Annotated in this window: 24 protein-coding genes; 18 read left to right on the top strand and 6 right to left on the bottom strand. The window is 34.1% G+C overall.

Annotated features, from left to right (window positions below; translation table 11 throughout):
• Positions 1 to 4: 4 nt before the first annotated feature.
• Complete coding sequence (locus K5S59_RS06990) at positions 5 to 793, bottom strand: LysR family transcriptional regulator (protein ID WP_000405010.1); 789 nt, start codon at positions 791 to 793, stop codon at positions 5 to 7.
• 120 nt (positions 794 to 913) lie between these two features.
• On the opposite strand from K5S59_RS06990, the gene K5S59_RS06985 reads away from it, so the two are divergent.
• The 12 genes from K5S59_RS06985 to K5S59_RS06930 all read left to right on the top strand — a co-directional run bounded on the left by K5S59_RS06985 (position 914) and on the right by K5S59_RS06930 (position 14,435).
• Positions 914 to 1,462, top strand: a complete 549-nt coding sequence (locus K5S59_RS06985) for a DUF4865 family protein (protein WP_000579910.1) — start codon at positions 914 to 916, stop codon at positions 1,460 to 1,462.
• A gap of 41 nt (positions 1,463 to 1,503) precedes the next feature.
• Positions 1,504 to 1,911, top strand: coding sequence for a tautomerase family protein (locus K5S59_RS06980; RefSeq protein ID WP_120449851.1), 408 nt, complete (start codon positions 1,504 to 1,506; stop codon positions 1,909 to 1,911).
• A 1-nt stretch (position 1,912) separates the two neighbouring features.
• The gene (locus K5S59_RS06975; RefSeq protein ID WP_002071373.1) at positions 1,913 to 2,236 is read left to right on the top strand and encodes a carboxymuconolactone decarboxylase family protein; all 324 of its coding nucleotides are present in this window, start codon (positions 1,913 to 1,915) and stop codon (positions 2,234 to 2,236) included.
• A gap of 141 nt (positions 2,237 to 2,377) precedes the next feature.
• Positions 2,378 to 2,821, top strand: coding sequence for a MarR family winged helix-turn-helix transcriptional regulator (locus tag K5S59_RS06970; RefSeq protein WP_001205521.1), 444 nt, complete (start codon positions 2,378 to 2,380; stop codon positions 2,819 to 2,821).
• Positions 2,822 to 2,941: 120 nt separating this feature from the next.
• Positions 2,942 to 3,997, top strand: a complete 1,056-nt coding sequence (locus K5S59_RS06965; protein ID WP_098237699.1) for an LLM class flavin-dependent oxidoreductase — start codon at positions 2,942 to 2,944, stop codon at positions 3,995 to 3,997.
• A gap of 616 nt (positions 3,998 to 4,613) precedes the next feature.
• The gene (gene cydA / locus K5S59_RS06960) at positions 4,614 to 6,017 is read left to right on the top strand and encodes a cytochrome ubiquinol oxidase subunit I (protein WP_098258279.1); all 1,404 of its coding nucleotides are present in this window, start codon (positions 4,614 to 4,616) and stop codon (positions 6,015 to 6,017) included.
• Positions 6,004 to 7,020, top strand: coding sequence for a cytochrome d ubiquinol oxidase subunit II (cydB, locus tag K5S59_RS06955; protein WP_120449853.1), 1,017 nt, complete (start codon positions 6,004 to 6,006; stop codon positions 7,018 to 7,020). The genes cydA and cydB overlap by 14 nt, the downstream gene beginning before the upstream one ends.
• Positions 7,020 to 8,735, top strand: coding sequence for a thiol reductant ABC exporter subunit CydD (gene cydD / locus K5S59_RS06950; RefSeq protein ID WP_098873304.1), 1,716 nt, complete (start codon positions 7,020 to 7,022; stop codon positions 8,733 to 8,735). Before cydB ends, cydD begins: the two co-directional genes overlap by 1 nt.
• Positions 8,736 to 8,737: 2 nt before the next feature.
• A complete protein-coding gene (cydC, locus tag K5S59_RS06945; protein WP_098237702.1) occupies positions 8,738 to 10,462 on the top strand; it encodes a thiol reductant ABC exporter subunit CydC in 1,725 nt (574 codons plus the stop codon).
• A 447-nt stretch (positions 10,463 to 10,909) separates the two neighbouring features.
• Positions 10,910 to 13,471 carry a glycosyltransferase gene (locus K5S59_RS06940; RefSeq protein WP_098873305.1) on the top strand — a complete coding sequence of 854 codons (2,562 nt, stop codon included), beginning with the start codon at positions 10,910 to 10,912 and terminating at the stop codon, positions 13,469 to 13,471.
• 206 nt (positions 13,472 to 13,677) lie between these two features.
• Positions 13,678 to 13,899, top strand: coding sequence for a hypothetical protein (locus tag K5S59_RS06935; RefSeq protein WP_000461288.1), 222 nt, complete (start codon positions 13,678 to 13,680; stop codon positions 13,897 to 13,899).
• Between the two features lie 89 nt (positions 13,900 to 13,988).
• Positions 13,989 to 14,435 (top strand): DUF6376 family protein, encoded by a 447-nt coding sequence (locus K5S59_RS06930; RefSeq protein ID WP_000695195.1) that lies wholly within the window; start codon positions 13,989 to 13,991, stop codon positions 14,433 to 14,435.
• A gap of 88 nt (positions 14,436 to 14,523) precedes the next feature.
• Here the strand turns inward: K5S59_RS06930 and K5S59_RS06925 are convergent, their stop codons facing one another.
• Entirely contained in the window at positions 14,524 to 15,525 is a 1,002-nt protein-coding gene (locus K5S59_RS06925) for a S66 family peptidase (RefSeq protein ID WP_000926337.1), read from the bottom strand.
• Between the two features lie 188 nt (positions 15,526 to 15,713).
• On the opposite strand from K5S59_RS06925, the gene K5S59_RS06920 reads away from it, so the two are divergent.
• Both K5S59_RS06920 and K5S59_RS06915 read left to right on the top strand, forming a co-directional pair.
• On the top strand, positions 15,714 to 16,667 hold the full coding sequence (locus K5S59_RS06920; RefSeq protein WP_098873306.1) for a D-alanyl-D-alanine carboxypeptidase family protein: 954 nt from the start codon (positions 15,714 to 15,716) through the stop codon (positions 16,665 to 16,667).
• 245 nt (positions 16,668 to 16,912) lie between these two features.
• Positions 16,913 to 17,515, top strand: coding sequence for a nitroreductase family protein (locus K5S59_RS06915; RefSeq protein ID WP_176523306.1), 603 nt, complete (start codon positions 16,913 to 16,915; stop codon positions 17,513 to 17,515).
• Between the two features lie 42 nt (positions 17,516 to 17,557).
• Here the strand turns inward: K5S59_RS06915 and K5S59_RS06910 are convergent, their stop codons facing one another.
• A complete protein-coding gene (locus K5S59_RS06910; protein ID WP_000789343.1) occupies positions 17,558 to 17,728 on the bottom strand; it encodes a hypothetical protein in 171 nt (56 codons plus the stop codon).
• A gap of 712 nt (positions 17,729 to 18,440) precedes the next feature.
• Between K5S59_RS06910 and entFM the strand changes: the two genes are divergently transcribed.
• Positions 18,441 to 19,703, top strand: coding sequence for an enterotoxin EntFM (gene entFM, locus K5S59_RS06905; RefSeq protein ID WP_120449857.1), 1,263 nt, complete (start codon positions 18,441 to 18,443; stop codon positions 19,701 to 19,703).
• A gap of 98 nt (positions 19,704 to 19,801) precedes the next feature.
• Here the strand turns inward: entFM and K5S59_RS06900 are convergent, their stop codons facing one another.
• Entirely contained in the window at positions 19,802 to 20,566 is a 765-nt protein-coding gene (locus K5S59_RS06900; RefSeq protein ID WP_001194294.1) for an alpha/beta fold hydrolase, read from the bottom strand.
• 240 nt (positions 20,567 to 20,806) lie between these two features.
• On the opposite strand from K5S59_RS06900, the gene K5S59_RS06895 reads away from it, so the two are divergent.
• The 3 genes from K5S59_RS06895 (at position 20,807) to hitS (ending at position 24,400) form a co-directional block, all read left to right on the top strand.
• Positions 20,807 to 22,567, top strand: coding sequence for an ABC transporter ATP-binding protein (locus tag K5S59_RS06895; RefSeq protein WP_212982074.1), 1,761 nt, complete (start codon positions 20,807 to 20,809; stop codon positions 22,565 to 22,567).
• 88 nt (positions 22,568 to 22,655) lie between these two features.
• On the top strand, positions 22,656 to 23,333 hold the full coding sequence (hitR, locus tag K5S59_RS06890) for a response regulator transcription factor (protein ID WP_217359749.1): 678 nt from the start codon (positions 22,656 to 22,658) through the stop codon (positions 23,331 to 23,333).
• Positions 23,330 to 24,400: an envelope stress sensor histidine kinase HitS gene (gene hitS, locus K5S59_RS06885; RefSeq protein ID WP_001231606.1), complete on the top strand. Its 1,071-nt coding sequence runs from the start codon at positions 23,330 to 23,332 to the stop codon at positions 24,398 to 24,400. The genes hitR and hitS overlap by 4 nt, the downstream gene beginning before the upstream one ends.
• A gap of 105 nt (positions 24,401 to 24,505) precedes the next feature.
• Here the strand turns inward: hitS and K5S59_RS06880 are convergent, their stop codons facing one another.
• On the bottom strand, positions 24,506 to 25,918 hold the full coding sequence (locus K5S59_RS06880; protein ID WP_000398542.1) for a sensor histidine kinase: 1,413 nt from the start codon (positions 25,916 to 25,918) through the stop codon (positions 24,506 to 24,508).
• Positions 25,919 to 26,632, bottom strand: coding sequence for a response regulator transcription factor (locus K5S59_RS06875; protein WP_000429250.1), 714 nt, complete (start codon positions 26,630 to 26,632; stop codon positions 25,919 to 25,921).
• Positions 26,633 to 26,754 lie beyond the last annotated feature (122 nt).

Genomic DNA, 26,754 nt, shown 5'->3' with positions numbered 1-26,754 from the left:
TATATTAATCAAATAGTTCATCAGGGATTTGTTTTAAAGAGTTTTGATTTGTAAAAAAATGAACAGCTAATTTCTCAATTGGAACATTTTCAATTGGTACCAATGTATCATTTCTAATCGGCAAAAAGGCTATTCCTTTTCCATCCTGAATAAACTCTTCCATAAGCGAATAAGAATCTAATTGTTGAAGTTGACCTTGAGATAAATGATTTTCTTTTAGAAATTGTATCGTCTTATTTCTAAAAGGGCACTTTTTGTCATTACTAACGAAGAAGAGTTCCTTTGAATAGTCAATGGTTCGTGTTTCTTTCGCTTTTAATAAGCCTACAGACATTGAAGTAGTAAATACTTTTTTAAAAGCTGCGTCGGGATCATCCTCATAAGTGATGACCATATCAACCTTTTGTTGTTGCAGTAATTTTTGTAAATGACTACTATTTTCTACATATATTTGATAATTCCTGAAATTTTCTTTAATACGCTTACTTACATAATTAGTCAAAATAGATTGTGACGTCGCAATTATATAAGAAGAACCATTCGTTTTAATTTTATCTTTTGCTTCTTCTACTAGAGTTAATATTTGATTCGTGTAGTCTAATAAAATGTCACCAGAAGGTAACAAGGAAACGCCTTTGTTATCTCTATGTAGTAAAGGTGTTTCTAACTCTTGTTCTAATTTTTTGATTCGCTCAGTTACGTTTGGTTGAACATACCCTAACTCTTTCGCAGCTTTACTAATAGAACCTTCGCTAGCTACAGTTTTGAATATAATAAGATCATTTATTTCCATTTATCACAGCCCCTTATACGATATCATTATAAATGATATCAAACATAATTTATACCTATTTTACGTTAGTCAATCACCGGTTTATCATTGTGTATATAAGATGGAAAGTGAGTGATAAACATGATTGGAATGCAATATAAGGTCATTTTGCCAAAAGATTATGATATGGAGATTATTAAGAAAAGGGTAAAGGATAATGGGTATAAAACGGATGGTTTTCAAGAATTGAATTTCAAAGCATATTTAATGACTGAGGCAGGTAAGCATGGGAATTTCTATAACTGTTATGCACCTTTATATATTTGGAATGGCCATGAAGGAATGAACAAATTTATCTTTGAAGGGTATTACGATAATATTTTACAATCTTTTGGGTGGCAACAAATAAATATAGGTGCTCCATTAGTTGTTAATCTAAAGGATGATTTTAAGAAATGTAAGTATGTGGTTGAATATGTAGGGAGTATTTCTCAAAGTAATTCACTGAGGGAGACTCAATTAAAAACTATGAATGAATATGTACAAAATATAGAAAAGTGTTTAGGAAATGTAATCATTTATAATCCAGATAAATGGAGGTATAGTCAGTTTAATTTTTATGAAGAAAAGCCTGAAATGGTAACAAATAAAGGTGTTACAGTATATGAGATTTTGCACATTTCACGATGAAAATTTGTTGAAGTTAAATTAGGAAAAAGGAATGAATATGTATGCCTTTTGTGAACGTTTATTATCATGAAAATATATTAAATAAAGAAGAGTTGAAAAAGATAGGTGAATGTATTCATCTGTCATTAATTGAACATTTTAACATCCCTGAAAATGATTATTTTCAACTGTTTTTACCTTATCAACAAAATCACTTTTTATATAATCCATATTATTTATTAGAAAGAGGAGAAAAGAGAACAGAGAATATGATTTATATTTCTATTACATGTGGACCGGAAAGAACGATAAAACAGAAAAGTGATCTGTATCAGTCGATATCCTCGAAGGTTTCTGAATGTTCTAGTATAAAAAGTGCAGATATTTTTATTACGCTAAATGAGACATCTACTGAAAATTGGTCATTTGGTCAAGGATTGGCACAATTGGTAAAAGTGAAGGGAGAGTGAAATGATGAATGAATCAATTAAATATTGTATTCAAGAGAGAATGAAAGAAATGGCACCTGCATTTGCTCATTATAGTGAAGAGATATTGTTCGAGGAAGTGTGGCGGGATGACACTTTAACATTAAGAGAAAGAAGTTTATGTACAGTGTCGGTATTAATCAGTCTTGGTCATACAGAACAATTACCATTTCATTTGCGACTGGCCAAACAAAATGGAATTGGAGAAAATGAAATGATCGCATTAATAACACATATGGCTTTTTATGTTGGTTGGCCCAAAGCAGTGGGAGCTTTAAATATAGCAATGAATGAAATGGAAAGTTAAGAATAACGATAAGAAAGAATTTATTTAAATATGAATTCTTTCTTATCGTTATTTAATGAGATATTTTTCACTTTTTCTCTTGCTTTTTTATCACTTGCGTAGTAAAGTGATAGTAAGATTCACGATAGGAAGTGATCAAATATGCGTGATAATACGATAGGATCATTAATATGGTTACGTTTAATACGATTTACGAACCAAAGTAATCAGATGTCAAATGAGTTTTTAAAACGTTTTGATTTAACGACAGCTCAATTCGATGTGCTTTTGCAAATACGTACGTATCAACCACTAACGCAAATGGAGTTAGCTGAAAAGGTAACTGTTACACAAGGCGGTATTTCTCGAATGTTAACTCGTCTTGAAAAAGAAGGATATATTGTGCGAAAACAAGATTGGAAAACGAAAACAATTAGCCTTACAGAGCAAGGGGAAGCAGCTTTAGAGAGAGCATTGCCAGAGCAACTTGCATTTCAATCATCGTTTTTTGATGATGTATTAAATGAAGAAGAGCAGAAAATATTATACGAGCTAATGACGAAAGTTCATAAGCATAGTGAAAAAAAAGAATTACCACATGAGTAATTTTTTTTACACCATCAATTGACTAATCAAGTGATGGTGTAGGTAATAGGGAGATACACTTGACTTACCAACGTTTTTAAAAGAGAAACTAATAACACTTCATTAAAGGAGAGAGCAACTATGGAAAAATACCGTATGGATACAAGTAAAGGAATGGAATTTGGATTATATTCGATTGGGGATCATGTTTTAAATCCGCATAACGGAGAGAAGATTAGTGCAGAGCAAAGAATTCATGAATTAATTGAAACAGCTAAGTTAGCGGATGAAGCTGGACTTGATGTATTTGCTGTCGGTGAAAGCCATCAAACGCATTTTACAACACAAGCTCATACAGTTATTTTAGGAGCTATTGCACAAGCTACGAAAAATATAAAAATTGCAAGTTCAGCAACGATAGTAAGTACATCTGATCCGGTACGAGTATATGAGGATTTTGCTACAATTGACTTAATTTCTAATGGACGTGCAGAAATCGTAGCTGGTCGTGGATCTCGTATTGGGGGATATAGTTTACTTGGTTATGATGTGAATGATTATGAAGAGTTATTTGAAGAGAAAATGGATCTTTTATTAAAAATTAATAAAGAGGAACATGTAACATGGAACGGACAGTTCAGAGCGCCGCTTGCACATGCATCGGTTATTCCAAGGGCTAAAAATAATAACTTACCAATTTGGCGTGCAGTTGGTGGCCCACCAGCTAGTGCGATTAAAGCGGGACTTGCGGGTGTACCAATGATGATAACAACACTAGGTGGCCCAGCTATTAACTTTAAAGGATCGGTAGATGCCTACCGTGAGGCTGCGGCGCAAAGTGGATTTAATCCAGCAAGTTTACCAGTTGCAACAACGAGTTTATTTTATACAGCAAAAAATTCACAAGATGCATTTAATGAATACTATCCTCATATTAATGCTGGTATGCTTACACTACGCGGTGGCGGGTATCCGAAGCAACAATTTACAAATGCAGTAGATTACCGTGATGCATTAATGGTTGGTAGCCCGCAACAAATTATTGAAAAAATGCTTTACCAATATGAATTGTTTGGACAACAACGTTTTATGGCACAAATTGATTTTGGTGGTGTACCACTTAATAAAATTGAGAAAAACATCGAATTAATTGCTACTGAAATTTTACCGGCTGTTAGAAAACATACAGCAAAATAATTTGAAAAATACCGAGAGTCTAATCGATTCTCGGTATTTTTTTATGTATAAATTTCGTTTGAAAAAATGACAAAAAATGAATTTTCGGTCTGGAAAGAGGGAGGATATTTTCTATTTTTAAATAACATTATTTTGTGTTTGAATTTTAGAAATGCATTTTTCTCTTGACAAAAAAATAACTGATTTCTTCATTGGTTAAGAGGACATTTTTTCATAAGAAAGTCAAGTGTATAAAGAGAAAAACGATTATTTTATTGATACGAAAGTAAGTCTTATATTAAAAAAATACATTTTATTAATGAGAAAAATTTAATTCAAAAAAATGACAAAAGACATATTTCAGACAAAATGATGTCAATAATACGTCAAAAATCAGCTGAATTTACTATGCAGGTATATTATACAATTCGATTAACGGATAAAACACTACTGAAATAGTGAAAAGGTAAATTTTATGAGAAAGTTCTTTTGTAATGATCTTGAAAACTGAAAATTTCTATTTTCTAAAAGTACATAAACAAATTTATCTTTCTATATTTCTAAGATTTGAGTTGTTTTATTCATACAACTCAATCGAAAATACGATATAAAAAATTATGAAGGAAGTGATTGTAGTATGGAAACGCTCGAATTGGCACGAATACAATTCGCATCAACAACGATTTTCCATTACTTTTTTGTTCCGCTGTCTATTGGTTTAGCTTTTATCATTGCATTAATGCAAACGTTATATGTGGTAAAGGGACAAGAAATTTATAAGAAGATGACGAAGTTTTGGACACAAATATTCCTTGTAAACTTTGCGGTAGGTGTAGTAACTGGTATTCTACAAGAATTCCAGTTTGGTATGAACTGGTCAACCTATTCACGTTTCGTAGGTGATGTGTTTGGTCCATCACTTGCGATTGAAGGTTTATTAGCATTTTTCATTGAGTCTACATTCTTAGGGTTATGGGTATTCGGTGAGGACAAATTACCGAAGCGCATTCACCTTTTATGTATTTGGCTCCTTTCAATTGGAACAATGTTATCAGCATTTTGGATTTTAACTGCAAGTGCATTTATGCAATCGCCAGTAGGGTATGAAATGGCAGCAGATGGACGTGCACAAATGAATGATTTCTTAGCGATTATTCAAAACCCACAATTATGGGTACAATTCCCGCATACAATTACAGCGGCGATTGCAACTGGTGCATTCTTTATTGCAGGTGTGAGTGCATGGAAAATAACGAAAGCTCAAGAAACTGAAGTGTTTAAAAAATCGTTCCGCATTTCTATCATTGTTGGAACACTTACAACTGCGCTAGTATTATTCTTCGGTCATGCGCAAGCACAACAATTAATTAAGACACATCCAATGAAAATGGCAGCAGCTGAAGCGTTATGGAATACGAGTGAGGATCCAGCGCCATTTACAGTATTTGCGAAAATTGATGCAGAGAAGCAAGAAAATTCGTTTGAAATTCAAATCCCTTATATGCTAAGTCTATTATCATTTGATAAATTTAGTGGTCAAGTAGAAGGAATGAATCAAATTCAAAAGCAATATGAAGAAAAATATGGGCCTGGAGATTATATACCGCCAGTACACACTATGTTTTGGAGTTTTAGAGCGATGGTAATGAGTGGAACATTTATGCTTCTTCTAGGAGCATACGGATGGTTCTTATCAAGAAAAGATCGTTTAGCTGAAAAAAACTGGTATTTAAAATTAATGGTGTATGCAATTGCACTACCGTTTATCGGTAATACAGTAGGATGGATTATGACTGAAATGGGACGTCAGCCTTGGGTAGTTTTCGGTGTTATGAAAACGGAAGATGCTGTATCTCCAAATGTTACGTTCGGAGAAGTATTATTCTCTTTAGTTTCATTCACATCACTATATTTAATTATAGGTGGAATCACTATTTACTTATTTGTTCGTATTATTAAAGGACATGAGAATAAGAAAGCGAAACAGGATTCTCAAAGCCATGATCCATTTGATAAGGAGGAAGAGTATGTTATCTCTTAATGAGTTGTGGTTTATCATTATTGCAGTTTTATTCGTAGGCTTCTTTGTACTTGAAGGTTTCGATTTCGGTGTAGGTATAGTTTCAAGGTTTTTAGGGGAAAACGATTTAGAGAAAAGAATTTACTTAAATACAATTGGCCCATTTTGGCACGCGAATGAAGTATGGCTTGTTTGTGCAGGTGGGGCTATGTTCGCAGCATTCCCGCACTGGTATGCAACTTTATTTAGCGGGTTTTACATTCCGTTTGTATTTATGCTTCTTGCTTTAATTATAAGAGGGGTTTCCTTTAAATTCCGTGCGAAAATAGACAATCATAAATGGAAAAGTTTTTGGGATTGGGGTATGTTTTTAGGAAGTTTGCTACCGCCTATTCTTTGGGGAGTTGCAATTGCTAACTTTATGGTAGGTATTCCAATTGATGAGACGAAAAATGCTGTAGGTGGATTCTTACAATTACTTCATCCATTTGCATTACTTGGAGGAGTTATGTTCCTTCTGCTATGTATTGTTCACGGCTTGCAATTCCTTACTATACGTACAACTGGTAAGTTAAGAGAACGTGCACGTATTGCTGCGTTGAAAATTGCACCGCTTGCAATTATAGCACTTCTTATTTTTGCCGGTGTAGGGTTATGGAAAACAGATATATTCACTGGTCATGGTACAGAGTGGATTATGGTTCCGATCGGAGCTTTTGTAGCATTATGTGCGTCAACATTATTAAATAAAAGAAGAAGAGATGGTTGGGCTTTCGTTATGACGAGTTTAACAATCATTTTTCTAAGTGCGAGTGTGTTTGCCGGCATGTTCCCACGTGTCTTAATTAGCTCGTTAGGGTCAATATACGATTTAACAATTTATAATGCAGCATCAGGAGATTATGCGCTAAAACTGATGACGTATTTTTCAATTGCTATATTGCCATTTGTTATGGGAAGTCAAATATGGAGTTTCTATGTGTTTAGACAACCTGTTAAGTCAGATAAAGATTTGGAGTACTAATGAAAAGAAAAAGAGGACTTCCGTCGTATCCTGGTAGCCGAGTTTTATATGTAGTGTTAACGATTATTAGCATTTTAGAAGCTATAAGTATTATTGCGCAAACAGTGTTTTTAGCGCGGGCTATTACGTTTTTATTTCAAGGAGAAACAGTGCAATCTGTGTTAAGTGAGACTGTTTATTTTGGAATCACGTTTGCAGTACGTCACATGCTAGTGCGAATATCGCAAATATTAGTGGAACGTTTCGCTGAAAAAACAGGATCGCTACTGCGAAAACAATTAATAGAGGCGTATTTCACATTAGGTCCACGGTATGTTCAAACTGCTGGAACAGGTCATCTGGTTACCTTATCGATTGAAGGTATTGAGAAATTTAAAACATATATTGAATTGACAATTCCTAAAATGATTAGAAGTAGTATCGTACCGGGACTAATTGTACTATATGTTTTTACGTTAGATATTGAGTCTGGAATCATTTTAGTTGTAACGATTCCTATCGTAATTATATTTATGATCCTACTAGGATTAGCAGCGCAGAAAATGGCGGATAGCCAATATGAGTCATATCGAGTACTTTCTAATCATTTTGTAGATACGTTAAAAGGATTAGAAACATTAAAGTATTTAGGTAAAAGTAAACAGCACGAAGGAAAGATTGAAAAAGTAAGTAAAAGGTATAGAAAAGCAACGATGCGTACTTTGCGAGTTGCTTTTCTTTCTTCTTTTGCATTAGATTTCTTTACGAGCTTATCCATCGCATTTGTGGCGGTCGGATTAGGGATACGTTTAATAGATGGGACGATTGTACTATTGCCAGCCCTTACGATTTTAATTTTAGCTCCAGAATATTTTCTGCCGATTAAACAAGTTGGAGCGAATTATCATGCTACGTTAGATGGACAACTTGCAATGGAGCAAATAGAAGAGATTTTACAGCAACAAAAAGAAATAGGAAAGAAAGAATCAAATGTAGATTTAATATGGAATTCCTCTAGTAACTTGAAATTACAAGATGTAAAAGTAAAGAGTGATGAGTCTGCAAAAGCAATATTAGAGGGAATTGATTTTACTTGGAAAGGCAACAGCGCTATAGGTGTAATTGGTGAAAGTGGAGCAGGAAAATCAACATTAATCGACGTATTAGCAGGTTTTTTAACTCCTACAGGTGGAAAGATGATTGTAAATGGTGTGGAAATTGACGGGGCTACTCGTGAAGAGTGGCAAAAGAATATTGCTTATATTCCGCAGCAACCTTATATTTTCCCGCTTTCATTAAAAGATAACATTTGTTTTTATGAAACAAATACAACTGATGAAGAAGTGGAAAGAGTTATTAATGAAGTTGGTCTTCGTTCACTCGTAACATCGCTTCCGAACGGGATGTATGAAAGAATTGGAGAAGGTGGACGTATGCTTAGTGGTGGACAAGAACAACGTGTCGCTATGGCGCGTGCACTTTTAAGCAAAAAGCCAATTATTTTATTAGACGAGCCTACAGCACATCTTGATATTGAAACTGAATTTGAAATAAAACAAGCGATGTTACGTCTGTTTGAAGGTAAGTTAGTATTTCTTGCAACACATCGTCTTCACTGGATGAAACAGATGGATCATATTCTTATTTTAAATAAAGGGGAAATGATAGAAAGTGGAACGTATGAAGAACTTTTAAAGAATGAGGCATTACATTTTCACAGGAAAGAGAGGGGATAGAGATGAGTAACTGGATTAAACCTTATATACAGCAAAATAAAGGTAGAATGACTTTAACTATATTCCTTGGTCTTCTTGGAGTTAGTTCAGGTGCGATGTTACTTTTCATTTCAGGTTATTTAATCTCTAAATCTGCTCTTAGACCAGAAAATGTAATGGCTGTATATGTTCCTATCGTGGCAACACGTGCGTTTAGTATAGGACAAGCGGTATTCCATTATTTAGAGCGTTTAGTTGGACACGATGTCGTACTACGCATATTAGAAAAAATGAGAACGAAACTATATAGAATAGTAGAACCGCAGGCGTTATTTTTCCGTTCGCGATTTCAAACGGGCGATATGTTAGGTGTATTATCCGAAGATATAGAGCATTTGCAAAACCTATATTTACGTACAATATTTCCTAGCATATTAGCATTAGTTGTATATAGCATATTCGTACTTGTTATCGGTGCATTTGACGTAGTGTTTGCACTTATTGCAGCATGTATGCTAGCGATTATCGTCTTTCTGCTTCCATTTGTATCATTACTTTTAATGAAGCAACATCATGTTACTTTAAAACAAGGAAGAAGCCGTTTATATCAACAACTAACAGACGCTGTTTTTGGATTATCAGATTGGCAAGCAAGTGGTAGAAAAAATGAATTCATTGATAAGTATGTAGAGCAAAATGCTCAGTTGTTAAAAACGGAAAAACGAATGAAACGCTGGAATCATATTCGGGACAGTATCATTCAAGTAGTAGTGGGGATTGTAGTTATTTCAATGATCATATGGACTGGAAATGAGGCGGCAAGTGAACAGATTGCACCTACCGTTATTGCGGCTTTCGTCTTAATGACGTTATCAGTTACAAACGCGCTTATTCCTCTTTCAGATGCTATCGATCGAATTCCATCATATGTAGAATCTGCTCATCGTCTAAATCAAGTAGAAGGTAATGCTGTTTTACAGGATGGAGAGGAATTACGCGGGGATAAAGGTTATGTTGCATCAAAACATATAGACATTGAATTAAATCATGTATCGTATAGTTACCCAGATAGTAATGAATTTGTATTGAAAGAAGTATCACTGCAAATAAAGGCAGGACAGAAAATCGCCATTTTAGGAAGAAGCGGAACAGGAAAATCTACTTTGTTAAAATTGTTAACAGGTGCGCTAAGCCCGTTACATGGTGAAGTTTTATTGAATAGTGAACATGCTCATACGAATCTTTTATCGAAATATATTTCTGTATTGAATCAGAAGCCGCATTTATTCGATACGACAATTGGAAATAATGTGCGAATCGGTAAACCAGAGGCTGCGGATGAAGAGATATGGTCAGCTTTAGAGAAAGCACAATTAGCTTCGCATATAGCTTCTCTTCCAGACGGATTGCAAACAAAAATGCATGAAATGGGAAAAAGGTTTTCTGGCGGGGAAAGACAACGGGTTGCTTTTGCTAGAACGCTCATGCAAGAGGCTCCAATTATTGTCCTTGATGAACCTACGATCGGCTTAGATCCAAAGACAGAATTATCTTTAATAGAAACAATGTTTTCTGCAACGGAAGAAAAGACAGTGATTTGGATTACGCACCATCTTGTAGGAATTGAACATGTAGATGAAGTTATATTCCTTGATCGTGGTCAAATTGTGATGCAAGGTAGTCATGAACAACTTTTGAGAGAAAACGAGAAGTATCGTATGCTTTATGAGTTAGATAAAGGAATATAGTTTGAATAAGTAATAATTGTAAAATAGCTACGCCTAATGGTGCAGCTATTTTTTGTTAAGAAATATATATTCTTTTTAAGGTGTAGATTTATCCCGCTATTTGCAGGAAATAAGACTCCTATCTTAAGATCCGGTTGATGTGAGGAAATTAGGCGGAAGAGTAACTGTACGTAAAAATCCGATTGGTGAGGGGGGATAATTAGAAGGGATGGAGAAGCCTCCTTTAATTAAGGTTTCGTTTTATTTGCCTTACATTATTTTATGATAGAAATCAAATGAATAAAAAGTAGCTAATCAAATGCTTATATGATTGAATATGTATATTTACGAGTGAAAAGTTGGATATTTTGTTATGGGCTTGCATAAAAGTATAAAGTTCTCATACGGTTTAAGTAATGTGATATTATGTCGCGTATATAAATAATATGCGAGAAGGTGGGGGGAAAGATGGGGAATCGTTTTGAAAAAAGTGAAGAGGCGATAGAGCGAATTCCGTTGGTAAGTGTATTAATTCCTACTTATAATCGTCCTGGCTACTTTGAAAAAGCATTGTGTAGTGTATTACAACAAACATATTCTAATATAGAAATTATTGTTGGAGATGATAGCACGAATGACGAAACAGAAAATGTGTTACAAAAATACTTATGTGATCATTCAAATATTATTTATATAAAAAACAGGTCAACTCTCGGACAATTTGAAAATGCGCTAATGTTATTTAATGAAGCGAACGGTGAGTATATAAATTTTTTAATGGATGACGATATATTTCATGTGAATAAAATTGAAAAAATGATGAAGTATTTTGTCAATGATCTAGATAATGAAATCAAGCTTATAACATCTCATCGTCAAGTAATTGATGATAAAGGGAAAGAACTACGACATATTTATTCAACTGTCCGTTTATTTGAAGAGGATACGATTATAGAGGGAACAGAATTAGGAAATAGGGTAATTGTAGATCAAAAAAATTATATTGGAGAACCGACAACAGTTTTATTTCGTAAAAATGATTTACAAGAACCGTATGGGATTTTTGATAAGAGAAGGTATTTATGTAATGTAGATATAGCCTCATGGTTATCTTTATTAAGTAAAGGAAAAGCAGTATATATAGCAGAGACACTTAGTTACTTCCGATTACATCCAGGTCAACAGTTGAATGAATCTAATAAACTGATGGATGGAGTAGAGGATTTTTCGCATAGTATTATAGTTGGAGAAAAGTATGGTTTTTTATCTACTGAAAAAGAGTTATATAAAGCGATAACTAATTTCCTAGACTATGCAAAAAAATTAGTTCCATCATCAATATTATATACATTAGACTATTACCGAAAAATTAAGCGAAAGGAAATAAATATAGAAAAGAAAAAACAGTATCAGAATAACAAGTCTCATTTACCGAAAGTCAGTATACTGATTCCTGCCTATAATAAACCTCATTACTTAGAATTAGCTCTCAAAAGTGCTTTGAATCAAACATATGAAAATATCGAAGTAATAATTTCTGACGATAGTACAAACGGTGAAGTTCAAGCGATGATACAACCATATTTAAGTGAATATGGTTGTATCACATATGTTAAAAATAAACCTCGATTAGAAGCAGAGAACTTTAATAAGTGTATAGAACTTGCAAATGGAGATTATATAAACTTTTTATTAGATGATGACTTATTTCATCCTGAAAAGATTAAAAGAATGATGAACTGTTTTTTTAGTCTAGAAAACATTTCGTTTGTGACGTCATATCGTGAATTAATTGATGACAATGGAAAAATATTACCACCATCAACATTGAATATGAAAATTGCCAAAGAAACTACACTTTTTGAAGGGAAAGAATTAGGGGATTATATGTTAAAAAACTTAAAAAATGTAGTTGGTGAGCCTACAACAGTTCTGTTTAATCGAAAATTTTTGGGAGGGGATTTTGGGTGTTTTAAGGGGAAGGGTTACTCTGCTATTCATGACATTGCAACATGGCTAGATATGATGAGGAAAGGGAAAGTAGTTTATATAGAGGAACCCCTTAGTTATTTTAGACAACATAGTGAGGAAAATCAAAAACAAATGCAATTTACATTAAAGACAATTGAAGAATGGAATGAATTAATACTAGATGCATATAATAGTGGGTTTTTAAATTGTGAGCAAGATTATAAAGAATGTTTAACTCATTGTTTGGAAAATGCGGTGTTAATAATTAAGGATGCGGTAAATAATAGTCAATTAAATCAAATTGATAATGAAAAGATAGAGAAGGAACTAAATAAGTTAGTTCATCTTTTATTTGAGAAAGAAGTCTGCTATTGTCAATTTTGCAATCAACAATTTGAAAAATTTTCTCCTTGGCCAGAACATTACGCTTTTCCAAAATATAAATTCGAGATGTGGAATAAAGATACGGGGATTTGTCCGGTATGTGATTCGATGGACCGTGAAAGGTTATATCGTGTATATATTGAAAGAGAAACGGATTTATTAAGTGGAAATGATACTATGCTTCATATTGCACCAGAAGCGAAGTTAAGAAGTTGGTTTGCTCAGTTTAAAAATATTACATATGTATGTGGAGATATTGAACCGAAGGATCCATTAATGCAGGAAATTGATGTTACTAGAATTCCATATGAAAATGATACATTTGATGTGATTTTATGTGGTCATGTATTACAGTACGTTCAAGATGATGAAAAAGCGATGAGAGAGTTATATAGAGTATTAAAAACAAATGGATGGGGAATTATTCAAGCTCCAATCGTAATGAATGTAGATATTATTATAGAGAATGAATTAATTTTAACGCCAAAATTGAGAAAATTAGCTTTTGGTCATGAAGAACATGTAAGAATTTATAATCAATCAGGATTTATACAACGATTAATGAATGTAGGATTTAAGGTTGAATTGTATAACATAGCTGAAAAACAAGGAATGAGAAGTGCGAGGAAATTTGGTTTATCTGAAACTAATGTACTCTATATTGTCCGGAAATGAAGAATTGAGGGGAATTGAAATAATTCGCATAATACGGATTATGGACAGTTAAATCAAAGTTTTGAAGAAGCATTAAACCTTAAAACAAGAATTAATGCTTCTTATTTTAATTATAGAGCAATGTTCAACTTATTTTTTGGTTTTAAATTTAGCTGACAAAGGCAATACTGAGCCATAGTGAATGTAAAGTTGGAGGGCGAGTGTATATGTTTGAAGAGGATGGAATTGTTTTAATTATGGAGCCTGCTGATGAAAGAAACTTGAGGAGATTTATTTTTTCAGTGCCAAAGTCAGTGTATGAAAAGAAGGGGCTTACATTACACTATGGAGCAGCTATAGGACAAGGATATATGGATATAATTGAAGATATTATTAGCGTACATATAGAAATAGATGTTGTAACGATAATAGGGCATGTGAGCGGTTAAATAGCTATTTGAAAAAGGTTGTAGGTGATTTAACTAGAAGTTATGATAAAGAAGATTACAGACAAGTATAATGACGAAGGGAGTCTAAAATGAAAATCAAATCAATTTTATTAGTATGTATAGTTTCAATTGGTTTAATGGGATGTTCACTAGTAGAGCAAGGAAAGAACTCCATAGATTATGCTCAAAAAGCGACAGACTATGTAAATGAAATAAGTACATTTGCAAATGATGCACCAGCATTAGCTGAAAAGGCTGTGAATGATAGCGAAGCTCGAAAAGAATTAGAAACGAAGCTTAGTGAAATTAAACAAGATATACCTGCTTTCAATGAATTAACACCGCCTGATGTAGCGAAGGATCTTCATCAGCAAATCGTCGTATATAACGAAAAGTTAAATACATTAATTGATACGGCAATGACGAAGATAGAAGAAGGAAAAGTGGATGTAGAGCAATTTAAAAACTCTGAGCTTATGCAGACGATAGATCAAGTTCGTGATTTGAAAGACAAGGTTCAAAATTTAGGACAATAATAAAAAGCTCCGTTTGTGATGGACGGAGCTTTTTTATGTTTTCTAATGGAAAGTTAATAATATTTTCTTCCTATAATATAAGCGATTTTTATAACTGCCACTTTTCTAAAATATGTATTGTTTTATTCGTTGCATCCATGCTCACTTGAACACCTATCGGCATAGTAATCATCGGATGGGTATGACAACAATCAAAGTCAGCAAGTAAAGGGATTCTTTGATTTTGCAGTACTTCTACTAATATTTCGTAAGGTTTGCGATTCGTACCACAATCATCAAATTGCTCATGTTTTCCAAGAAGTATACCTGAAACTTTTTCAAATACACCGTTAATTTTAAGTAATGAAAAACTTCTTTCAATAGTAGCTGCATCTTTTGAGCTATCTTCAATAAATAAAATATCACCTTCTTGAATGCTTGGCATATAAGGGCTACCCCAAATGCCTTCTATTGTATTTAAGTTCCCACCAATAATACGGCCAGTAGCTTGTCCGTTTGTTACAGAAATCCAATTGTTTGGTCTACGTTCTTTTTCTTTCGTCTTCTCTTCCCAATTAATAAATTCATCTGACCAAAATAAAGGTTGTTTTATGTTGTAAGGAAGCACTTGATTATGTAGTAATGTTTCTGCAAAATAGTTGTATGTATAATCTACAAAAGGCTCAAATTCTCCAAAGGAGGGGACGAGTGCCGGACCATAAAATGTAGGAATTCCTGTTTTGGCATAAATCCCTAGCAATAAAGCGGTTGCATCTGAATAACCAATCATTATTTTAGGGTTATTTTGAAAAGCATCATAATCAATATAGGGCAATAAGGAATTAGAATTCATACCGCCAATTGTTGACATAATACAAGCTACATTAGGATTTCTTATTAAAGCATTCAGTTCCTCGGCACGCTCTTGTATACTACCAGAACGATAATAATCATGTCGACCTGTTAGTGAACCTTCTAATATGTGAAATCCCTTCTGTTGTAAGTAGGATTTCGCTCGTTCAAATCTTTTTGGAGAAGTGTAGGTTGCTGGTGAAGAGGGCGAATAAATGCCGATTGTGTCTCCGTATTTTAATGTTTTTGGAAGTAGCATCGTAAGAATCCTTTCTATTAAATAGTTAAATTACGATAATGCAACATTGAATATTCTTATATTTCGGTATTTTAAGTGTAACATAAATGTATGGGATGAATAAATATGCTTTTTACCTTGACGATATAAAGTAATTGTTGTTATGGTTAAATGTGAGTGTATAAATGGTTTGCTAAAGGAGTTTTGAAATGAAGCGGTTAAAATGGGGAAGGGTGACGATCCTAGTAGTCATTATTTTAGGGATATGTTGGTTCTTATTCCAAGGAACTCAAAAGAGTGCAACAAATGTAGAGGGACAACCTTTACAGGTGGCAGAACTACCTAAAACAGGATTAACTGAAAAAGTAGTGCCACCAAAGTACATACCACCGGAAATTGATGCAAAAGCAGCTATGATTATCGATGCGAGTAATGGAGATATAATTTATCAACATAATGAAAATGAAGCTTTTGCGCCAGCAAGTATGTCTAAGATGATGACAGCGTACCTACTATTAGAAAATGTACATAATGGGAAAGTTCGCTGGGAAGATCCGGTGAAAATGAGTGTGAAAGCGGCACAAACAGAGGGTGCGAGAATCCCAGTCCAAGTTAATGACACATTAACTGTTAAAGATTTGTATCATGCATTAATGATTGAATCAGCAAATAATTCGGCTGTAGCTTTAGCAGAACATATGGCAAAAACAGAGAAAGATTTCGTTCAGCGTATGAATGAAAAAGCAAAGCAGTTAAAAATGTCGGATTATGCTAAATTTGCAAATGCGTCAGGACTACAAGAACCTGATGGAAGTGAGACAAAGATGACAGCTGCTGATGTAGCAAACTTGGCGTATCATCTTATAAAAGATTATCCAGAAATATTAGAAGTGACTCATTTACGTCAAAGTCAGTTAGCATTTAATAATATTAATGTTATAAGTACAAATGATATGTTAAACAAAAATAATAAAGCTTTATATATAGAAGGAATAGACGGATTAAAAACAGGATTTACAGATAGCGCGGGGTATTGTTTTACGGGTACAGCAAAACAAGGTAATACTCGTATTATTACAGTTGTAATGGGAACGAAAGGTAAAACGAAGCGTTTTACAGAGACGAATAAGTTAATGTCTTATGCATTTGGCTTAGTTAATTAAGTGAAATATTGAGTTAGATCATTATATAAGAAAGGTAATTTGTTGTTACTTATTATAGGTAACGATAAATTACCTTTTTATTTTTAGAACTAGGAAATAAGAAGGTAAAAAATGTGAGTGTTATTATTTGAGTTTATTATTGTTTGTTGATATTATAAAGTTAGAAACTTATTAATGATAAGTTTTAAGAGGCAGAATATGATGTGTACATATGAAAAAGCCTCAAATGAAAATTGGAGGGAATTATGATGGCAAAAGATTTTTACTCGGCAATTGAAGACAGAAGATCTATTTACGCGATTAGTAAAGAGCAAGTAGTTTCTGATGAGAAAATTCAAGAAGTGATTTATCATGCTGTAAAACATACACCTTCAGCTTTTAACTCTCAGAGCGCTCGCGTTGTCGTCTTGCTTGGAGAACAACACGATAAGTTATGGGATATTACGAAAGAAACGTTACGAAAAATTGTACCTGAAAATAATTTTGCATCTACTGAAGAAAAAATGAATGCATTTAAAAATGGTTATGGAACGGTCCTATACTTCGAAGATAGTCAAGTAGTGGAACAACTGCAAGAAAACTTTGCCTTATATAAAGAGAATTTTCCGGTTTGGTCTCAACAATCCTCAGGAATGTTACAATTTGCAATTTGGACGGCTTTAGAAATTGAAGGATTTGGTGCTACATTGCAGCATTACAATCCATTAATTGATGAAGAAGTGAGAAAAGAATGGGAAGTTCCAGAAAGCTGGAAACTAACTGCGCAAATGCCGTTTGGTAAACCGGTGGTAACTGCAGGTGAAAAAGAATACCAACCTTTAGAGAATCGTGTGAAAATTTATAAATAATGCGGGATAAAAGGTGAACAGAAATATAATCTGTTCACCTTTTTATAAGGAGTAAGGATTTTTTTGATAGGAATTTTTCATCTGATTTTTTAATTCGTTTTTACGTGTTTCAATAGTTGATATTTTTTGTAAGGTAATAATTGAAACGAATTGAAAAAAAGCATAGTACAGTTCTATATTTTTATTTATAGGATCATCTATTATGTTTTTCATAAATATACCTCCTTCTTTCATCACAATATTTGCAGGCAATAAGACTTCCATCTCAAAATTCAATGCTACGTGGAGAATACCGACCTGTAAAAGTTCGATTGGCTTCCGGGTAGTGTGGATAATACAGGTATGGATTAAGATACCACTGTATATATGATAATATAAATATCCTGAAAATTCCATATGTAGCGGAAAATAGTGAGTGGAATGTGCATTTTCGTCAAATTAGAACAGAATTTTTGAAGTTAAATCTTACAAATCATCAAATCTTTTAAAGGCGATAGACAGTATCAAAAAAAGTTTTCAGAAAATATTATACTATTGATAAAAAAAGCATTTTTTGTCATGATAAGAGTATGCTTCATGGAAGGAACCTTACTAGGAAGTACATTCTTTGCATTGTATTAGATTAATAGAGTTTTTCGGAGTGGATAGGAAAATATATATTAAGATAATGAATGAAATGTCGAATTTTCAATGAAATACATAAGAGAATTGAAAAAAGCATTGCAAAAACAATAAGTTTAATGGTAAAGTTCACATGAAGTTCACACGGAATTCACTTCATTCGTTTAAAATGAACTCTGTGTGAAAAATAAAACTCTTGTTAAAAAATGGAACTTAATGAATATTTTACTTTGATAATATTGTAATGTATTAAGTTTATAAGTTTTTTTAAGAGGATAGTAGGGAAAGGAAGTAAAGACAACTTATGAAAAAAGTAATTGCAGGTTTAGCAGCAGCTTCTGTAGTGGGTGTTGCAGTTCCAGGTATGGATTCTGCTCAAGCACAAGTTTCAAATGAGGCGCTAAAAGAAATTAATGGACAAACTCAAACTCAAACGACTGTAACTGAAACAAAAAAGGTAGAAACAACTTCTGAATTAAAATACACGGTAACAGCTGATGTATTAAATGTTCGTTCAGGTGCTGGTACAGGACATAACGTGATTTCTAAAGTGAAATCAGGTCAAGTACTACAAGTAATTGGACAAGAAAACGGTTGGTTCAAAGTAACTGTAAACGGTCAAACTGGTTATGTAAGTGGTGACTTCGTAACGACTGGTGGTAAAACAGGAACTACTGTTCAACAAGGAACTGGTACTTACACAGTAAACGTTTCTTCACTTAACGTACGTACAGGCCCAAGTACATCTCATACAGTATTAGGTTCTGTAAATAAAGGTAAAACAGTACAAGTTGTTGGTGAAGTACAAGATTGGTTTAAAATCAACTTCAATGGTGGAACTGGATACGTAAGCAAAGACTTCGTAACAAAAGGTGGTTCTGCTGTATCTAACGAAACACAACAACCAACTACAAACAACAACACTACTACAGTTCAAACTGGTGGTTCTTATGTTGTTAACACTGGTGCTTTAAAAGTACGTACAGGCCCAGCTACATACAACGCTGTAATCGGTGGCGTAACAAACGGTAAAGTATTAAACGTTACTGGCGCTGAAAATGGTTGGTACAAAATTAACCATAATGGCCGTACAGGTTACGTAAGTGCAGACTTCGTTAAGTTTGTAAAAGGCGGAGTAAACAACGTTACAAATAACGTTCAACAACCAGGTAAAGACGTACAACAACCAACAACAGGTGGAAATACATCTTCAATCGCTGGATTCGCTAGATCTTTAAATGGTTCACCATACAGAACTGCTGGTACAACACCTGCTGGTTTTGACTGCAGTGGATTCATTCACTATGTATTAAATCAAACTGGTCATAAAGGCGCTCGTCAAACAGTTGCTGGATACTGGAGCTCTAAAACAAAAACTAGCAATCCACAACCAGGTGATTTAGTATACTTCCAAAATACTTATAAATCAGGTCCTTCTCACATGGGTGTTTACTTAGGAAACGGTCAGTTCATTAGTGCAGAAACTGATGCAACTGGTGTACGTATTAGTTCTGTAAGTAACTCTTACTGGAGCAAGCACATGTTAGGTTACACAAAAGCATACTAAGAAAAAGTAGTTTATATACTTTTCGTATAGAGAAAAGGCTTTCCAGGGAAACTTGGGAAGCCTTTTTATAGTTGAATAAATTGGGAATGTAGTAGTTTTTACTGTAACTTCCCATTTAAAAATCGAGCGTATAGGTCATGGAAGTAGTTCGGGCGAAATAAGTTTGCTGCATGTCCTGCAAGCGGTATTTCTTTATATAAAACGTTAGGAAGAATGGATTTCAAATCAAAAAGACAAGATTTATAGAGATGATCATGTTCACCCATTACCCATAGAATAGGGTGGGGAAGTGATTTTAATTTAGATTTTAAATCGAATTCTAAACGATGCCGTAATGATTGGGCGATAATTGATGAATGTAATTGCAATCCGAAACGGTAATAAATATTTCTTGAAATGACTGCGAACGGATTTGCTTTTAGCATGCCACTTGGGAAAATGGTATTTGCGTATTGAGAGAGCCATTTAGAGTACTCGTCTCCTCGCTTCTCCCAAAACTTTTGAAATACGTTATATAAAAGGGATGGATTATTATAATGTCCACCAATGTGACAAATGCTCAATACTTTTTCTGGATGCATTTGTGCAAAAATTGTAGAGATATAACAGCCGTAACTTAGAGCGCAAATATGAGCTTTTTGAATGCCTTCTTTTTCATATAAATTCAATAATTGATCTACGAGACGCTGTAATGAAAATTCGATATCTGCACCTTTATCATCACCATGACCTAATAAGTCGTAAGTAATAACGTTGTAAGAGGCGGAAAATCGTTTATGCTCTTTTTTGAAGGCACGACGATTGCCGACTAATCCATGAATAAAAATAATTGTTTCCTTTTCGGAATGTATATTTGTTTGCAAAAAGGATACTCCTTTCAATAACGGGAGATTTATATAGTATCGTAAATTGGTAATTTATAATTCACATAGAATAATATTTAGCACTAGGTAATAATATCAGATATTTATATCTGTTGTAAAGATGCGTTTGTATGTATATTTTGTAAAAACAGAAAAAGTGTGTTTACATTCAGTTTACATTTGTATTGTATTCTATTTTTAGAAAGAACAGTTTGGTTTAACAAGAGGAGATGAACAGGAATGGAAGTTAGAAATGAGATGAAGAAAAAAGGGAACTGGAGGCAGTTTTTACGCCTTATTCAAGATACAAATCCTCCAAAAGGGATTCTTGCTTTTGCGTTATTAATGAGTTTACTTTCTACAGGAGCGAGTTTATTTATACCGATGTTAACGAAAGGGTTAGTAGATAATTTTTCACTTTCGTCAATAAGTACAGGACAAATTGTTGGGCTAGTTGCATTCTTTATTATGCAAACTATAGCTGCAGGATTATCTATATATTTATTAAATTATATTGGGCAGAAGATTGTAGCTGGACTGAGAGAACGCTTGTGGAAAAAGGTGCTTATTTTACCGGTAACTTATTATGATCAAAATAGAACAGGCGATACAATTAGCCGTATGACAAATGATACAGGAGTTGTGAAAACATTAATTTCTGAGCACTTGTCAAACTTATTAACAGGTGGTATTTCAATTGTTGGATCATTAATTGTATTATTTGTTTTAGATTGGAAAATGACACTTTTACTTTTAACCGTTATTCCATTATCAGTACTTATTTTAGTTCCACTTGGACGAAAAATGTATAAGATTTCAAAAGCACTTCAAGATGAAACGGCTTCTTTTACTAGTGTATTAACGCAAGTATTATCAGAAATTCGTTTAGTAAAATCTTCGAACACAGAAAAAAGGGAATATGAAACTGGAAATAAAGGTATTGAAAAGTTATTGCAATTTGGTTTGAAAGAAGGTAAAGTGCAAGCGTTAATTTCACCAGTTATGTCGTTTGTTTTAATGGCATTGCTTGTTATTATCGTAGGGTATGGTGGAATGCGTGTTTCTAGCGGTGCATTAACAACAGGGGAACTAGTAGCGTTTATTTTATATTTAGTACAAATTATAATGCCGATGAGTCAATTATCTATGTTCTTTACACAATTCCAAAAGGCAATTGGTGCAACGGAAAGAATTAATACAATTTTAGAATATGAAGTAGAAGATCATGAAACTGGTATGAAGGTCACAAATGCTAAGCAACCAATCGTTCTTGAAAATGTACATTTCGAGTATAACGAAGAAGAGCAAGTTTTAAAGAATATTGATTTCACAATTGAATCAGGAAAAGTAACAGCAATTGTAGGACCAAGTGGTAGCGGGAAAACGACGTTATTCTCACTATTAGAACGTTTTTATGAGCCAACTAGCGGTGCTATTAAATTAGGAAAAGACTCAATTAAGAATTATTCACTACAGTCATGGCGACGTCACATCGGTTACGTATCACAAGATAGTCCGTTAATTGATGGAACGATTCGTGATAATATTTGCTACGGTGTTGAGGGTGAAGTGACTGATGCAGAAATTGAAAAAGTAGCAGCAATGGCATATGTTGATGCATTTATTCATGATTTGCCAAACGGATACGCAACAGAAGTTGGAGAACGTGGTGTGAAGCTTTCTGGAGGACAAAGACAGCGAATTGCCATTGCCCGAGCATTACTTCGAAATCCACAAATTCTTATGTTAGATGAAGCAACTTCCAGTCTGGATAGTAAATCAGAGTCTGTCGTTCAAAAGGCGTTAAATAACTTAATGAAAGGCAGAACAACGTTAGTTATTGCACATAGACTTTCTACTGTTGTAGATGCCGATAAAATTATCTTTATAGAAAAAGGGAATCTTACAGGAAGCGGTACACATGATGAATTGTTACGCACACATGATATGTATCGCGAATTTGCAACGCAACAATTGAAAATTAAAGAGGGCGCATTATAAAATGAATAATCAGTGGGGGTGGTACTCCGCTGATTATTCATTTTTAAAATTTTTATTACGGATGCTAATTAGAAAGGAAATGGTTTCTTTGATACCTAACATTTTAATAGTGGACGACGATCCGCATATTAGAGAACTTGTTTCTGTATTTTTAGAACGAGAAGGTTTTCAAACATATGAGGCAATTGATGGTCTAGATGCACTTCAGAAAATAGATGAAGTAAAAGTTGATATGGTTATTCTTGATATCATGATGCCGAATATGGATGGATTTGATGTATGTTTTGAATTAAGGAAGTACTATGATATTCCGATTTTGATGCTAACTGCGAAAGGGGAGACGTCCCAAAAAGTAAAAGGATTTCACCTTGGCACGGATGATTATCTTGTAAAACCATTTGATCCGATAGAACTAGTAGTGAGAGTTAAGGCATTATTGAAACGTTACCAAAATACAGTGTCGCAATCGATTCAAGTTGGAGATGTATTGTTAAATCGTAAAACATTTGAAGTTTCAGTTGGAGAACAAACAGTTACATTACCGCTAAAAGAATTCGAATTGCTTTTTACTTTAGGTTCTAAAGCAGGAAGAACGTGTTCGAGAGAGCAATTAATTGAAGATGTATGGGGATATGATTTTGAAGGGAATGAACGTACACTAGACGTTCATATTAATCGGCTACGTGAGAAGTTTCAAGAAGAGAAGTCGAAGTTCAGTATTAAAACGATAAGAGGTTTAGGGTATCGCTTAGAGGTAAGTAAATGAGGAAAAGAAAACAAATGAGTAGGCTGAAGATGTTGAAAGTAATTGGAGCGGTATTAGCGCTTTTTTCTTTTCTCACTATAATTTGGTCTATCGCATTTTATGTAGCAACTAGTATATTGAATGCTCTGGAAGTAAATGTATCGCCGTTTGTTACTTTTTTAATTAGTGATATGGTCGGCTTTGTATTTATTGTTCTTATCTGGACATTGATTGGGATATTAATGAGACCAAAAAGACAGGCAATGATTTGGACGATTATTGAACCGATACAAAAAATTGCAAAAGGAGACTTCTCCGTAAAAATACGCAATGAAGAAAAGTATGATGGAGAAATTGGTGTACTCGTAAAAAGTATAAATGATATGACAGATGAACTGAATACGATGGAGAAAATGCGTCAGGAATTTGTATCGAATGTTTCTCATGAAATACAGTCACCATTAACTTCTATAAAAGGATTCGCAAGAGCACTACAAGATGATAATCTTTCGGAGGAAAAAAGAAAGCATTATCTTACTATTATTGAAACAGAAACGACGAGATTATCTAAACTAAGTCAAAATTTACTGAAACTAACTCTTTTAGAGTCGGAAGAGTATACACCAGAAAAAACGACTTATCGATTAGATCAACAGTTAAAGCAAATTGTGTTAAATAGTGAACCGCTCTGGGCTGAAAAAGAAATTGAATTAGACCTTGATTTAGAAAAAGTGCATATAACTGCCGATCGGGAAAGTATGAGTCAAGTTTGGATTAATTTAATTCATAATAGTATTAAATTTACTTCAAGTGGTGGCACAATTACAATTCAGTTACAAGAACATGAGAAAGTAGTGGAAGTACGTATTAGCGATTCGGGAATTGGTATATCAGAAGAACAAAAACAACATATATTTGAACGGTTCTTTAAAGCTGATTCTTCACGAAATCGAGCATATGGAGGAAGTGGTTTAGGGTTAGCGATAGTAAAAAAAGTAGTCGACCTACATCAAGGAGAAATAAAGGTTGAGAGTGAGGAAGGGAATGGGACGGAATTTATTGTGTGTATTCCGAATCAAGAAGAATAGTATTAGAGGAATCTCATCGCCAATAAGATGAATATATAGTCAAAACGTTATTCCTACAAAAGGAATAACGTTTTTTTGTTTTATAGGTACGATTTTCCTTTAGCTTCAGGTACCTTTGATAGGCACTGTGATTTCACAATGTACAGGTAATTCTATAGTAGCTATTAACCCACTTTGATCCTCACTACTTGCAAGATTTAGGTTTCCGCGATGAGCCTGCACAATCCTTGCCACCATTGGAATTCCTAGACCATGACCTTCTTGGACAGTTCGCTTTCTTCTAGAGGAATAGGGTAACTCGGTAATCTCTGTCAATTTCTCCATTGGAATTCCCTGTCCATTATCCTTTACAATAAGGCGATATTGGGATTGATCCTTAGATAGAGATGTTTCCAACGTGATTATACACCCTTGATTGTTATGAGTTACACTATTTTGGACAAGATTAGTGATTGCGCGAAGTAGCAATTTCTCGTCTCCCATAACCTGAACCGCTTCAAAATTCAGCTTCAAAACAAATTCATATCGATCATCCAACCCATTATTCAAAAAATCTGTAGCGACCTGTCTCGCTAAAACGGATAGACGGATTTGTTTCAAATGTAAAGGTTGCATTTCATACTCAAGCATGGAGACTAGATTCAGATCACTTATAAGTGACCTGAGTTTCTCACCCTGCTGTCGAATGATACCGGCCTGCTGTCTATGCTCCTCTGGCAATTCAAAGCAATCTTCCATCTCACTTGCATAGCCAAGAATAATTGAGAGGGGAGTCCGAATATCATGAGAAATTCCAGCAATCCAATTAGAACGAGCTTCGTCTCGCGCTTTTAGGGCATCTGTTTTCTTTTTGAGTGTAGTTGACGCAGAATTAATACTTTGAGCCAAGTCACCAAGTATACCCTTAGAATCTAATTGAACGGATTCCTCTCTAGCAAGATTGTGGACGCCTGAAACAAGAGGACGTATCCCTTTTATAAAACGCGTACCAATCACAACAGAAATCAATAGAGTTATTCCGATATTAATGAGTAGAAGTAGCCCAATTCTTAAGGGCATTTCTCTTAACCAATCAGAAAGAAAGGAAAATTGATACTTCCAGTGGCTTTCCTTAGGATATCCGACCACAATTAGGCCATTGTCATGTTCCCAAGTATAAACAGGGTATTGTAAAAGATAATATCGCGAGAACTTAGCTACATCGACTAAATTATAAAATCTTGGAACATCTTTAGGTAAATGGTAGTCCCATCGCACATGACCATCTTCATCGATAAACATAGCCCATGCAAGATTGTGCTGCAAAATCTTGATAGTGCTTTCGTTCAATTGATAGTTGTTATCCTGTTTGTCTAGATTTTGAGAAAGCTTCTTAAGTAAAACTTCTGATGGCATTTTTTGATTAGTTTCAGTGAATACTAAGGTACCAAGTAGCACGAAATTAAAAATAAGTACAAACAGTGAGATGAGGATGGTTGTAGTAACAAAGCGTTGTAATATACGAGTAATTCCTTCCAATCAATATGTCTCCTTTACTAGTAATTTATATCCTAGTCCCCTGAAGGTAAGTAGATGGATTGGTTTGGAAGGGTCCAGCTCAATCTTTTCACGTATCCGCCTGATGTGAACCATTAATGTATTTTCAAGACCGTAGCTGTCATCTCCCCAAACTGCTTGACATAAGGCGTCATTTGTAATGATTCGCCCTTGATTTTCATAGAGTTTTACAAGAATGGCATGCTCCTTTGCTGTCAAGGGAATTTCTTTCTGTCCTCTGTACACAACAGCGCTTTCGAGATCGACAATTTGTTCTCCTAACTTAAAAGTAGATAGACGATCTGCGATTGAGGAGGAGTATACACGTTTCAAAATCGCTATTAGCCGCAATACCAACTCACGTGGCAAAAACGGTTTTACCAAGTAATCATCTGCCCCTAAGCCCAATCCAAGCAATCGATCTTCATCCTCTCCCCGCGCGGAAAGAAAAAGAACTGGTATAGTCGAAAATTGCCTAATGGAAGACAGTAATGAAAATCCGTCACCATCAGGTAACATAATATCTAGAATCGCGATATCTGGAGTGTTTGTCTGACAAAATGATAGAGCAGAGGTACAGTCACCAGTAACATAAATACGAAAAAATCCCTCTTTTCTTAAAAGTTTTTCAATCATTATTCTGATTTCGTGTTCATCGTCTACAATTAATATTTTTTTGTCTTTTAAATTTTCCATTTTCCATCACCTTATTTGATTATACATGAAAAAGGGAATTATTGGTGGGTAGGTTCGTATTCGCTACTTAGTTCCTTTTTAGAACAAAGCAAACATATTTGAAATAAAATGATTACTATTTC

Source organism: Bacillus sp. BML-BC051 (genome assembly GCF_019656175.1).
In the GTDB taxonomy this organism is placed as follows: Bacteria; Bacillota; Bacilli; order Bacillales; family Bacillaceae_G; genus Bacillus_A; species Bacillus_A mobilis.
Note: the sequence above shows the minus strand (reverse complement) of the source record. Positions and strands in the feature narration are given on the sequence as shown.

What these genes read in the sequence shown, in the direction of transcription:
- K5S59_RS06990 (WP_000405010.1), bottom strand. Translation starts at nt 793, where the DNA reads ATGGAAATAAATGATCTTATTATATTCAAAACTGTAGCTAGCGAAGGT.
- K5S59_RS06985 (WP_000579910.1), top strand. Translation starts at nt 914, where the DNA reads ATGATTGGAATGCAATATAAGGTCATTTTGCCAAAAGATTATGATATG.
- K5S59_RS06980 (WP_120449851.1), top strand. Translation starts at nt 1,504, where the DNA reads ATGCCTTTTGTGAACGTTTATTATCATGAAAATATATTAAATAAAGAA.
- K5S59_RS06975 (WP_002071373.1), top strand. Translation starts at nt 1,913, where the DNA reads ATGATGAATGAATCAATTAAATATTGTATTCAAGAGAGAATGAAAGAA.
- K5S59_RS06970 (WP_001205521.1), top strand. Translation starts at nt 2,378, where the DNA reads ATGCGTGATAATACGATAGGATCATTAATATGGTTACGTTTAATACGA.
- K5S59_RS06965 (WP_098237699.1), top strand. Translation starts at nt 2,942, where the DNA reads ATGGAAAAATACCGTATGGATACAAGTAAAGGAATGGAATTTGGATTA.
- cydA (WP_098258279.1), top strand. Translation starts at nt 4,614, where the DNA reads ATGGAAACGCTCGAATTGGCACGAATACAATTCGCATCAACAACGATT.
- cydB (WP_120449853.1), top strand. Translation starts at nt 6,004, where the DNA reads ATGTTATCTCTTAATGAGTTGTGGTTTATCATTATTGCAGTTTTATTC.
- cydD (WP_098873304.1), top strand. Translation starts at nt 7,020, where the DNA reads ATGAAAAGAAAAAGAGGACTTCCGTCGTATCCTGGTAGCCGAGTTTTA.
- cydC (WP_098237702.1), top strand. Translation starts at nt 8,738, where the DNA reads ATGAGTAACTGGATTAAACCTTATATACAGCAAAATAAAGGTAGAATG.
- K5S59_RS06940 (WP_098873305.1), top strand. Translation starts at nt 10,910, where the DNA reads ATGGGGAATCGTTTTGAAAAAAGTGAAGAGGCGATAGAGCGAATTCCG.
- K5S59_RS06935 (WP_000461288.1), top strand. Translation starts at nt 13,678, where the DNA reads ATGTTTGAAGAGGATGGAATTGTTTTAATTATGGAGCCTGCTGATGAA.
- K5S59_RS06930 (WP_000695195.1), top strand. Translation starts at nt 13,989, where the DNA reads ATGAAAATCAAATCAATTTTATTAGTATGTATAGTTTCAATTGGTTTA.
- K5S59_RS06925 (WP_000926337.1), bottom strand. Translation starts at nt 15,525, where the DNA reads ATGCTACTTCCAAAAACATTAAAATACGGAGACACAATCGGCATTTAT.
- K5S59_RS06920 (WP_098873306.1), top strand. Translation starts at nt 15,714, where the DNA reads ATGAAGCGGTTAAAATGGGGAAGGGTGACGATCCTAGTAGTCATTATT.
- K5S59_RS06915 (WP_176523306.1), top strand. Translation starts at nt 16,913, where the DNA reads ATGATGGCAAAAGATTTTTACTCGGCAATTGAAGACAGAAGATCTATT.
- K5S59_RS06910 (WP_000789343.1), bottom strand. Translation starts at nt 17,728, where the DNA reads ATGAAAAACATAATAGATGATCCTATAAATAAAAATATAGAACTGTAC.
- entFM (WP_120449857.1), top strand. Translation starts at nt 18,441, where the DNA reads ATGAAAAAAGTAATTGCAGGTTTAGCAGCAGCTTCTGTAGTGGGTGTT.
- K5S59_RS06895 (WP_212982074.1), top strand. Translation starts at nt 20,807, where the DNA reads ATGGAAGTTAGAAATGAGATGAAGAAAAAAGGGAACTGGAGGCAGTTT.
- hitS (WP_001231606.1), top strand. Translation starts at nt 23,330, where the DNA reads ATGAGGAAAAGAAAACAAATGAGTAGGCTGAAGATGTTGAAAGTAATT.
- K5S59_RS06875 (WP_000429250.1), bottom strand. Translation starts at nt 26,632, where the DNA reads ATGGAAAATTTAAAAGACAAAAAAATATTAATTGTAGACGATGAACAC.